Origin of the sequence: Mesorhizobium sp. M7A.F.Ca.US.005.03.2.1 (assembly GCF_003997795.1) — a bacterium.
Taxonomy (GTDB): Bacteria; Pseudomonadota; Alphaproteobacteria; order Rhizobiales; family Rhizobiaceae; genus Mesorhizobium; species Mesorhizobium ciceri.
The window spans coordinates 1-9,452 of sequence record NZ_RZRP01000157.1 but is presented as its reverse complement, the minus strand read 5'-3'; the positions used below and the strand labels follow the sequence as shown (position 1 = coordinate 9,452).

The following is a 9,452-nucleotide window of genomic DNA, read 5'->3' as shown; positions in this document are numbered from 1 at the left end:
CCATGAAGAAGTAAGCAGGCCGTTTCGGTCTTTTCAAATGGGCGGCTTCGGCCGCCCATTTCCGTTTTGGGGCTACTGACTGTTCGTCTTTCGAGGGTGGACGCCCTTTGTCGGCACCTCTACATCACCCGTGAACATCGAAAGGACGATCATGGGTCAGCTCAATGCCGGCATCGTGCCGGTCACACCGTTCCAGCAGAATTGCACCATCCTGTTCGACATGGATGACAAGCATGGCGTCGTCGTCGATCCGGGCGGCGATATCGACAAGGTACTGGCGGTGCTGAAGGACAATGCGATCTCAGCCGGAGCTATCTGGATAACGCATGGCCACATCGACCATGCCGGCGGTGCAATGGAGTTGAAGGAGGCGCTCGGCGTCGAGATCATCGGTCCGCATGAGGCCGACAAGTCGCTGCTCGACAATCTGGAAAACCAGGGCAAGCGCTACGGCATCGCCGGAGCGCGCAACTGCGTGCCCGACCGGTTCCTGGCCGAAGGCGAGACCGTGTCGTTCGGCGGCCATGTGTTCGAGGTGCTGCACTGCCCCGGCCATGCGCCCGGTCACGTCGTCTACTACAACCGCGCAGCCAAGTTCGCCCATGTCGGCGACGTGCTGTTCCGCGGCTCGGTCGGCCGCACCGACCTGCCGGGCGGCGACCACGCGGCGCTGATCGCTTCGATCAAGGACAAGCTCCTGCCGCTCGGCGACGACATCGGCTTCATCTGTGGCCACGGTCCCGGCGGACGTTTTGGCGAGGAGAGGCGGACCAATCCTTTTTTGACTTGAACCAGGCTCGGAACCGTAGCTGTTTTTCATCAGCCTCAAGCAGACCGTTGACATTGTAGAGACCACAACAAAAAAGCGCTGGCCTTGCGGTCAGCGCTTTTCTGTTTTGGGGCAGGGAAGCCCTTGGTTAGTTGGCAGTGCAGAAATGCTGTTCGCCGTCATTGCCGGTGAACGTGCCGGTACGGGAATTGAAGCTGCGGTAGCGGTCCGAGCAATATTCGTACCAGTCACGCGTCCACGGTTCGGCATAACGATTGGCGTAGACCACCCGCGGCTCCGCATAATAGCGGCGGACCGGGGCCGGGCGCACCACGACGTCACGATCGTAGTAACCGTCATCGTAGTAGCGGTCAGCGTCGGGCGGCGGGCGGTCATTGGCCAATGCGCCACCGATCAGCGCCCCGGCCGCGAGGCCGAGCACGCCCGCGGCAATGGCATCGCCATTGCTATGATGGCCATGATGACGGCGCCAGTCGCGCGCATTGGCGGCGGGCAAGGCCGTGAGCGTGGTGGCGGCCACGGCAGCGGCCAGGACGGCGGTTTTGAAAATTCGGTTCATGTCGGTCTCCTTCGTTCCGGCCCGTGCAGTTTCGGGGATGCGGTCCGGCTTTACCGAAGACTAATATGCGACCGTGGCTGAACGGGGGCTGAACGGATTTTAACGTGTTTATTCAAAACGGTCGTCAAAAATCACAGGCTCTCAAGGGAGCGATCTGCCCGGGAGCGCCGGTTCGAAGCCGGCTCAGCCGACCGACAGGTTGACGGCCTTGGGACCCTTGCCGCGCTTATCCGGCTCGGTATCGAACGACACTTTCTGCCCATCCTCGAGGCCGGGAAGACCGGACGCCTGCACAGCTGAAATATGGACGAAAACATCCTTCGCGCCATCATCGGGCGTGATGAAGCCGAAGCCCTTGGCATGATTGAAGAATTTGACGGTGCCGGTCTGCGGCATGGGAAGCTCCTTTGTCCCATAAACTCCAGTCTCGGGCCGGCAAATGCCCGAGTGGAAATTTGTCCTTTATTTTAGCGTCATCGGCAAGAGAAAGTTTTGCGGGCGTCTAAAGCACGTTGCGGCATGCTTCGGGTCTTTGTTTTTATGCAAGTCGTTGCCCAGAACCCGGCCGCTTGGGCGACATCACTGGCCCGCGCCTTCGATAAGGAAAAGGCGCGACGAAGATCGCCGCGCCTTTCAAAATTCAGATCCCTCTCCAGGCCAGGTGCAGGCATGGAGCCTCCGTCGCACGTCTGAGTGACATGCGGCGCGCCGATGGCTCAGGCTGCGCGGAGGTTGACGGCCTTGGGGCCCTTGCCCATGCGGTCCGGCTCGACGTCGAAGGTGACCTTCTGGCCGTCAACGAGCGTGCGCAAGCCGGAAGCTTCGATCGCGGAGATATGGACGAACACATCCTTGGCGCCACCATCGGGCGTGATGAAACCGAAGCCTTTGGTCGCGTTGAAGAATTTAACGGTGCCGGTCTGGGCCATTGGGGAAACTCCTTCACCCGTTCAGTCTTTGGTGGTCCCGCCCGCCGCCTGGCGCAAAGGGCAGTTCCCGGTGGTTGCTTCGGCAGTCATGCATTGGCGCATGGTCAAACCCCCCGCCGAAAACGGGGCCGTCAGAGATTCACAGTATCGGGGAAAGGTCGTCCAAAACGTTCCGCTCTCCGGGTCGCAAATGCCCGAACACGGAATTTATCGCACGGAAACGTGATGGTTGCAAGATACCGCCGCGGGCCGCCGTACTGGCGCGTCCCGACGCATCAATCGACTGACCTGAGCATCGATGGGCTCGGCATAGGCTTGCTTGCCGGCCGGGTCATCGGCCAGAACCGGGCCACGAATGGGCCAGATGACGAGGTGGCCGAGGAGGTCGACGCCGCCTACAGCCCCAGCGCGTTTCCGACTGAAAGGGCTGCAAACGGGGGTTGCATTTGGCAAGGGAATGGCGAGGATCGGCAACCGGGGACGCGATCGTGGGAGATCATCATGAAATATCTGGCGGCAATCTTTTCGCGGCAGGGTTTTGTCATCCTGTTGCTGTCGGCACTTCTTGCCGCCTGCACCGTCGTCGTCGATGACGGACCAGGGCCGCGTCCGCGTCCGCCCCGGCCGGAACCGCAATATTGCAGCAAGCAGTACGAGCCGGTCTGTGCCCGGCGCGGCGGCGATCGCCAGACCTTCGCCAATGCCTGTCTTGCCGACCGGGCCGGCTACCGCATCGTGCGCGACGGTCCGTGCCGCGACGGTGGCGGCGGTGGCGGCGGCGGCGGTGGTGAAGAGCAGACGTTCTGCACCCGCGAATATGCGCCGGTGTGCGCGCGCCGGCATGGCGAAATGCGCACCTTCCCCAATTCCTGCGAAGCCCGTGCCGCGGACTATCGCGTCGTTGGCGACGGGCCGTGCTGAGAACGCTGCGCCTCGTTGAGGACGACAATCATCAAGCCGTCGGTTTCACCGGCGACAGTCGGCGACGAACTCGGACGCGGGCATGGGTCTGGCAAACAGCCGGCCCTGGCCGTAGTCGACGTCGCGCGCCGCGAGGTAGTCGGCCTGCGCCTGCGTTTCCCCGTCTTCGGGCAATGATCTTCAGCTTTAGTGTCTTGGCCATGTCGATGATATGCGCGGTGACGGAATTGGTGGCGGAATTCGTGCTGATCGTATCGATGAACGATTTGTCGATTATGAGCGCATCGAGCGGCAGCCCCTCGAGATAGGACAGGCTGGAGTAGCCGGTGCCGAAGTCGTCGATTGCCACTGCGTGGCCAAGTTCGCGGGCACGAACGAGCGTTGAGCGGGCCGAGTTGATATCGATGAACGCGCGCTCCGTGGCCTCGAGCCAGATTTGCTGGGGCCGGATCGCGGTGTGCTGATTTGATCTTTCCGCACCGACGAAAGGATGAGACAGCAAGCGAAGCCTTGAACCTGCGGCGCCGATGGCCTAGATCGCCACAGGCGGATAAAACACGGTAGGTTTCCCATCAACAGAGATCAAAGACGAGCGGCGGGTGCGGGAGCCAGGTCTGGCGCAGGCGGACAGCCGCCGCTGGGCCTCGACCAGTATGTGCAGCAGGCGTTGCAACTGCATCAGGCCGGGCGCCGGCAAGAGGCTGAGACGATCTACCGGCAGGTGCTGGCGCGTCAGCCCAAGCACGCGGCCGCGGCGCATTTCCTGGGACTGCTGCTCCACCAGACCGGGCGCAGCGAAGAAGGGCTGGATCTCATCGAACGGTCGGTGAGCCTGCAGCCGACGAATCCCGATTTCCTCAACAATTTCGGTACGGTGATGCGCGACCTCGGCCGCCCTGCTGCGGCCATCGATTTCTTTCGCGGCGCAGTAGATCTGCGGCCGGACCAACTCGCGGCGCGCGACAATCTCGGCTCATCGCTGAAACAGGTCGGCCAGTTCGAAGAGGCCGAAGAGATTTATCGCGGCACGGTTGCACGCAACCCATTTCATGTGCGCGCCCGCATCGGGCTTGCCGAAACCCTGCAGGAAGCCGGGCGGCTGGATGAGGCGCTGGCTGCCTTCCGCGAAGCGCTGGCGATCCGACCCAAGGATGCCGACCTGCTGCACGGGCTCGGCGTCGGGTTGATGGAAAAGGGCAAGCTCGACGAGGCGGCCGACCTGTTCCGGCAGGCGTTGGCGATCAACCCCGCCATGGCCACAGCCTGGCTGATGCTGACGCAGGTCAAGCGCCAGAAGGAGCGCGACAGCGAGCTTGGGGGCATGGAAGCCCAGCATACCAAGGCGCCGCAGGACAGCCTGGCGCGCATGCAGCTGTCCTTCGGACTCGGCAAGGCGAATGACGATCTCAAGGATTATGGCCGGGCCTTCGACTATTTCGCCGAGGGCAATGCGATCCGCCGCAAAGGCATCGACTACGACCAGGCCAGGACGCGGGCCGAGTTCGAGGCGATGAAGGCCACCTTCGATGCCGGCTTCTTCGAGAAGCACAGTCCCAGCTCAATCAGCGACGACACGCCGATCTTCATTGTCGGCATGCCGCGTTCGGGCACGACGCTGGTCGAGCAGATCATTGCCAGCCATCCGCAGGTCTATGGCGCAGGCGAGCTCAGCATATTGAAGAAGGCGGTCGGCAGGCAGTTCCCGGCGACTATGCCGGGTGGCTTCCCATGGGGCGTATCGGATACGGGCGATTCGGATTTTGCCGAGGCAGGCCAAGCCTATCTCGACATGCTCCATGCCCGCTATCCGAACATGCGCCACGTCACCGACAAAATGCCGGGCAACTTCCTGCTTGTCGGCTTCATCCACATGATGATGCCCAAGGCCAGGATCATCCACTGCGCGCGCGATGCGGCGGCCACCTGCCTGTCGATCTACAAGGTGCATTTCCGCGGTGACAGCCATCGCTATGGCTACGATCTCGGCGAGCTCGCCGACTTCCACAATCTCTACACCGACATCATGAAGCATTGGCACACGGTGCTGCCAGGCGTCGTGCACGATGTACGCTACGAGGATTTTGTCGCCGACCAGGAAGGCCAGACGCGGGCATTGATCGCCCATCTCGGCCTGCCCTGGGACGACGCGGCACTATCGTTCCACGAGACCGACCGACCGGTGCGCACGGCTTCAGCCGCACAGGTGCGCCAGCCGATGTATCAGGGGTCGGTCGATCTATGGAAGCGCTATGGTGACCGGCTGAAGCCGCTTCTGGACAGGCTGGATTAGCGCAACGCTCTCTAGCTGATCGTGGCCTTAGAGATTGGCCTAAGCACCCGCGTCGTCATCCTAAGGCCTTCGCGACGGAGCTTTGCTCCTGCTTCGTCCTAGGATGACGAAGCTGAGGGGCTTCTGCCAATCTGCTACCGGCTGCTCAAAGCTCTATGAATGGCTTGAAGCCACCGAAGATCATGCGCTTCCCGTCGAACGGCATGTCCGCCCAATCGGCCTTCAGGCGCGGATCTGCCATCACTTTGGCCATGACGGCATCGCGGCTCTCCCGCGACTCATAGACGGCCCAGGCGAAGACGACGATCTCGTCGTCCTTGGCCTGCACGGCGCGCGGGAACGAAGTGACCTCGCCATAGGGCACGTCGCCGCCGATGCATTCGACATAGGCGAGCGCGCCGTGTTCCTTCCATATAGGGCCTGCGAGATTGGCCAGCCTCTTGTAGTCATCGAGATTTGCCTTGGGCACGGCAAGCACGAAGCCATCGACATAGGACATTGTGGGTCTCCTCCTGGAAGTTCACAATCCCTCACCGACGCCAGCCGGTGAGGGACTTCGCCATTGGCGATAGATCAGGCTTTCTTGACCGGCGCATTCATCGCCCATTCGACGCCGAACGGGTCGCGCATATTGCCCCACTGGTCACCCCAGAACATGATCTGGAGCGGCACGGCGACTTCGCAGCCGGCATCGACGGCGCGCTTCCACCAGGCTTCGATGTCGTCGCTGCCGAGGTGAAGCTGCATGGTGTAACCCTGCGGCTTGACGGCAGGCATGCCGTTTTCGGGATAGAAGTCGGAGAGCATCAGCGTCGAGCCGTTGATGTGGAGGTGGATGTGCATGGTGCGGCCTTTTTCGTCCGCCGGATAGGCAAAGACCTGCTCGGCACCAAAGGCCTTCTTGTAGAATTCGGCAGCCTTGAAGGCGCCATCCAGCTGCAGATAGGGGGTCAATCCGCCGAGCACTTTGGCCGCGGGCTGAACGGGGGTCTGATCGGTCATCTGTTGTTCCTCTTTGCGTTTGGCCTTGCGAGCCAAAGGACGGATGAGGTGCCGGCGTTCCTACATGGCCGGCAGATTTTTTTGGCCGACCGGCCCTGGACAGGCCACGCAGCCGCAGTTGGACGAGAGGCGTGAAACGAACTTGCGTCGACCGCGCCCAATCAGAGCGCAATTCTCTCGGCTCGCAGGCTAGAACAGATGGATCAGGCGAACGCCTCTTCAAATCCTGGGACGACAATGATCCTCTACTATCAGACCCACTCACCCTTCGCGCGCAAGGCGCTCGTCTTCGCCCACGAGGTTGGCATTGCCGATCGGCTGGAGGTCATTCATCACGAGACCAGTCCGACTTTGCGCAATGCCCACGTCTACGCCGAAAACCCGCTCGGCAAAGTGCCGGTGCTGTTGCGGCCCGACGCGTCGCCGATCTTCGATTCCGATGTCATCTGCGCCTATCTCGACACGCTGCATGACGGTCGCAAGCTGGTGCCGCACGACGGCGAGGCGCGCTGGCAGGCATTGCGGTTGCAGGCGGTCGCCCAGGGCCTGGCGCAGACGGGTATAGCCTTGCGCTGGGAGACGGAAAGGAGACCCGAAAAGTTGCGCTATGGTGCTCTCGCCGACGGATACCGGGAAAAGATCGAGGCGAGCTACGACTGGATCGAGAGCACGCTGGACGACGAGGCGCCGCTCCATATCGGCCACATTGCCTTGGCCACCACGCTGTCCTGGATGGCGTTCCGTCACCTTCCGCCTTTTCGCTCACGGGCACTGCTGACGCGCTGGTTCGAGGCTTTCGAAAAACGCGTATCGATGCAGGCGACGCCGCTTTCGGGCGATACGCATGACTGACTGGCGCCCCGCGAGGTCAGGGGCGGCGGCCGTTTTGCGCATCGAAGACGTCCGGAAACCCGATATCCTTGCGCAGCGAGGCAGGCAGTGAACGCAGGACGCGTTCGCTGCGGTGACGAGCGCGCGCTGCAGCATACCGGGTTGCGATGCGACCGATGGACGAAAGAACCGACATGATAATTCTCCCTGGGTTGGGCCGGCATCATCGTGTCGGCATCCCAAGGACGCGACGGGCTGAGGCTATCCGACAGACCGCCGAGATTTTTTTATCGCTAGCTCCGCAGCCTGCTTGAAGCGGGTTGTTGCTAACGCGATTACTTCAGGCCGCGGTTGTAGACGTTCGATTGTTTCAAGATCGGCCTTCTTCGCCTCTCCCTCTACGGCGAGGTCGTAGCTCGCCTGCATATTCATCCAGAACTGCGGCGTGGTTCCGAAGAACTTCGCAAGGCGCAAAGCGGTGTCGGGCGTTACCGGTGTCGTCTCGCTGGCCAGGCGCTCGATGCGTGTGCGGGGCACATGCAGCTTTTTGGCCAGCGTGTAAGGCTTCAGATTGAGCGGCACGAGATATTCCTCACGGAGAATTTCTCCGGGATGGATAGGTGGGTTGATGTTCAGCATTTTGAACCCTCTTCAATGATAGTCGGTGATTTCAACATCCTCCGCTTGCCCTTCCACCCACCGAAAGCAGACGCGGAATTGATCGTTGATGCGGATCGAATGCTGGCCCGCACGGTTACCTTTCAGCGGCTCAAGCCTGTTGCCGGGAGGTCTTCAGATCCGACAGTTCGGCGGCGTTGTCGATCATGAACAGCTTCCGCTGGGCTGAGCGGACAAGGTCCGATGGGAAGCCCTTCGGAGCCTTGCCGTTCGAAACGGCTTCGCTGGTCTTGTCTTTGAAGGAGCGTATCATCTTGCCGACCCGAGTGGCGTACCATGGCATGATACGCTTCGGAAGTCAAGAAGACGTCTCGTAACATGATACGAAACTCCGGCCTGCGCTCGACAGGCCGGAACTTCATCGGCAGTTTTGTTCACCGATTAGCCAGCGCCCTCCGCCACCGAGCGGAAGAAATCCTCTGGGTCTTCGACTTCGGTCAGCCGCCGTTTCTCGATCAGCCAGAAGCGGTTGCCGATGGCGCGGATGAAGGAGCGGTCGTGCGAGGCGAGCACACAGCTTGCCTGATGTGCCAGCAGTTCCGCTTCCAGGGCTTCCTGGCCGTCGATGTCGAGATGGTTGGTCGGCTCGTCCAGCAGATAGAAGTTGGGATTGGCGAGCCTCAGCGCCAGCATCATCAGCCGCGCCTTCTGGCCGCCGGACAGCGCACCGATCTTTTTCTCCTGCATCTCGATGACCACGCCGGCGCCTGCCAGCAGCGAGCGGGCACGCTGCTCGCCGACATCGTAGCGGCGCGAGACCAGCATCAGCGGCGTGTCGTCGCCGCTGATGCCCGACAGCGCCTGGTCGCTGTAGCCTAGCACCGTCGACGGCGTCACCTTCACATTCGGCACCGTGTCCGGTTCGACAATGGCATTGCGGATCAGGGTGACGAAGCGCGACTTGCCGACGCCGTTGCGGCCGAGCAGCACGATGCGGTCGCCCTGGCAGATATGGCGCTTGCCGGTTCGAAACAGCGGGGTGCCGTCGGGTGTTTCCACAGCCGCGTCGTCGAGCGTGATCAGCACCTTGGCGTGGGTGCCGCGATTGGCCAGTTTTATGGCACCCGCCGACTTTTCGCGGTGCGCCGGTACGGCCGCTTCTTCCAGTTTTTCGGCCCGCAGGTTGAGCTGCTTGGTCTTCACCGTCAAAAGGTCGCTGCCCGAATTGATGCCGATGTTGTTGAGCTTGGCCGCCTGCCGGCGCAATTGCTGCGCCACCTTCATGTCGCGCTGGAACTTGCGCTCGGTCGAAGCATCGACCTCGTCGAGCGCCTGCCTGGCGCGGGAGTAGGGCAGGGCAAACACCGGCGACTGTTCCGGGCGCAGGAATAGGGTCCGGTTGGTGGTGGCGTCGAGGAAGGCGCGGTCGTGGCTGGCGATGACGACGGGCACCTCGCGCGGCAGCGTGTTCAGCCAGGTTTCGAGCTGGCTGATGCGGACAAGGTCGAGATG

General features: G+C 61.9%; 11 protein-coding genes and 3 pseudogenes. 4 read left to right on the top strand and 10 right to left on the bottom strand.

Annotated features, from left to right (window positions below):
- The first annotated feature begins 151 nt into the window (after positions 1 to 151).
- A complete protein-coding gene (locus tag EN991_RS11570) occupies positions 152 to 790 on the top strand; it encodes an MBL fold metallo-hydrolase (protein ID WP_024505622.1) in 639 nt (212 codons plus the stop codon).
- A 127-nt stretch (positions 791 to 917) separates the two neighbouring features.
- Here the strand turns inward: EN991_RS11570 and EN991_RS11565 are convergent, their stop codons facing one another.
- The 3 genes from EN991_RS11565 to EN991_RS11555 form a co-directional block, all read right to left on the bottom strand.
- Entirely contained in the window at positions 918 to 1,349 is a 432-nt protein-coding gene (locus EN991_RS11565; RefSeq protein WP_127368778.1) for a BA14K family protein, read from the bottom strand.
- 183 nt (positions 1,350 to 1,532) lie between these two features.
- Positions 1,533 to 1,745 (bottom strand): cold-shock protein, encoded by a 213-nt coding sequence (locus tag EN991_RS11560; RefSeq protein ID WP_013530020.1) that lies wholly within the window; start codon positions 1,743 to 1,745, stop codon positions 1,533 to 1,535.
- A 320-nt stretch (positions 1,746 to 2,065) separates the two neighbouring features.
- Positions 2,066 to 2,278, bottom strand: a complete 213-nt coding sequence (locus EN991_RS11555) for a cold-shock protein (protein ID WP_006202520.1) — start codon at positions 2,276 to 2,278, stop codon at positions 2,066 to 2,068.
- Between the two features lie 501 nt (positions 2,279 to 2,779).
- Here EN991_RS11555 and EN991_RS11550 point away from each other — a divergent pair.
- On the top strand, positions 2,780 to 3,199 hold the full coding sequence (locus EN991_RS11550; RefSeq protein ID WP_013530021.1) for a Kazal-type serine protease inhibitor domain-containing protein: 420 nt from the start codon (positions 2,780 to 2,782) through the stop codon (positions 3,197 to 3,199).
- Between the two features lie 45 nt (positions 3,200 to 3,244).
- Here EN991_RS11550 and EN991_RS11545 read toward each other — a convergent pair.
- Positions 3,245 to 3,671, bottom strand: a pseudogene (locus EN991_RS11545) (EAL domain-containing protein); the annotation flags it as partial.
- A 195-nt stretch (positions 3,672 to 3,866) separates the two neighbouring features.
- On the opposite strand from EN991_RS11545, the gene EN991_RS11540 reads away from it, so the two are divergent.
- The gene (locus EN991_RS11540; protein WP_245460944.1) at positions 3,867 to 5,489 is read left to right on the top strand and encodes a sulfotransferase; all 1,623 of its coding nucleotides are present in this window, start codon (positions 3,867 to 3,869) and stop codon (positions 5,487 to 5,489) included.
- 145 nt (positions 5,490 to 5,634) lie between these two features.
- Here EN991_RS11540 and EN991_RS11535 read toward each other — a convergent pair whose 3' ends face one another.
- Together EN991_RS11535 and EN991_RS11530 are read right to left on the bottom strand one after the other, a co-directional pair.
- Complete coding sequence (locus EN991_RS11535) at positions 5,635 to 5,988, bottom strand: DUF1428 family protein (RefSeq protein WP_127368776.1); 354 nt, start codon at positions 5,986 to 5,988, stop codon at positions 5,635 to 5,637.
- A 74-nt stretch (positions 5,989 to 6,062) separates the two neighbouring features.
- Positions 6,063 to 6,491, bottom strand: a complete 429-nt coding sequence (locus EN991_RS11530; RefSeq protein ID WP_013530024.1) for a glyoxalase/bleomycin resistance/extradiol dioxygenase family protein — start codon at positions 6,489 to 6,491, stop codon at positions 6,063 to 6,065.
- A 237-nt stretch (positions 6,492 to 6,728) separates the two neighbouring features.
- Here EN991_RS11530 and EN991_RS11525 point away from each other — a divergent pair, with 237 nt between their 5' ends.
- Positions 6,729 to 7,343 (top strand): glutathione S-transferase, encoded by a 615-nt coding sequence (locus EN991_RS11525; protein ID WP_127368779.1) that lies wholly within the window; start codon positions 6,729 to 6,731, stop codon positions 7,341 to 7,343.
- Positions 7,344 to 7,359: 16 nt separating this feature from the next.
- On the opposite strand, the gene EN991_RS11520 is transcribed toward EN991_RS11525, so the two are convergent.
- The 4 genes and pseudogenes from EN991_RS11520 to EN991_RS11505 all read right to left on the bottom strand — a co-directional run.
- On the bottom strand, positions 7,360 to 7,518 hold the full coding sequence (locus EN991_RS11520; RefSeq protein WP_013530026.1) for a hypothetical protein: 159 nt from the start codon (positions 7,516 to 7,518) through the stop codon (positions 7,360 to 7,362).
- Between the two features lie 209 nt (positions 7,519 to 7,727).
- Positions 7,728 to 7,961, bottom strand: a pseudogene (locus tag EN991_RS40850) (HigA family addiction module antitoxin); the annotation flags it as partial.
- A 12-nt stretch (positions 7,962 to 7,973) separates the two neighbouring features.
- Positions 7,974 to 8,253 (bottom strand): annotated as a pseudogene (locus EN991_RS11510) (type II toxin-antitoxin system RelE/ParE family toxin).
- A 128-nt stretch (positions 8,254 to 8,381) separates the two neighbouring features.
- A partial coding sequence (locus EN991_RS11505) for an ATP-binding cassette domain-containing protein (RefSeq protein ID WP_164768987.1) occupies positions 8,382 to 9,452 on the bottom strand: 1,071 nt, incomplete at its 5' end.

What these genes read in the sequence shown, in the direction of transcription:
- EN991_RS11570 (WP_024505622.1), top strand. Translation starts at nt 152, where the DNA reads ATGGGTCAGCTCAATGCCGGCATCGTGCCGGTCACACCGTTCCAGCAG.
- EN991_RS11565 (WP_127368778.1), bottom strand. Translation starts at nt 1,349, where the DNA reads ATGAACCGAATTTTCAAAACCGCCGTCCTGGCCGCTGCCGTGGCCGCC.
- EN991_RS11560 (WP_013530020.1), bottom strand. Translation starts at nt 1,745, where the DNA reads ATGCCGCAGACCGGCACCGTCAAATTCTTCAATCATGCCAAGGGCTTC.
- EN991_RS11555 (WP_006202520.1), bottom strand. Translation starts at nt 2,278, where the DNA reads ATGGCCCAGACCGGCACCGTTAAATTCTTCAACGCGACCAAAGGCTTC.
- EN991_RS11550 (WP_013530021.1), top strand. Translation starts at nt 2,780, where the DNA reads ATGAAATATCTGGCGGCAATCTTTTCGCGGCAGGGTTTTGTCATCCTG.
- EN991_RS11535 (WP_127368776.1), bottom strand. Translation starts at nt 5,988, where the DNA reads ATGTCCTATGTCGATGGCTTCGTGCTTGCCGTGCCCAAGGCAAATCTC.
- EN991_RS11530 (WP_013530024.1), bottom strand. Translation starts at nt 6,491, where the DNA reads ATGACCGATCAGACCCCCGTTCAGCCCGCGGCCAAAGTGCTCGGCGGA.
- EN991_RS11525 (WP_127368779.1), top strand. Translation starts at nt 6,729, where the DNA reads ATGATCCTCTACTATCAGACCCACTCACCCTTCGCGCGCAAGGCGCTC.
- EN991_RS11520 (WP_013530026.1), bottom strand. Translation starts at nt 7,518, where the DNA reads ATGTCGGTTCTTTCGTCCATCGGTCGCATCGCAACCCGGTATGCTGCA.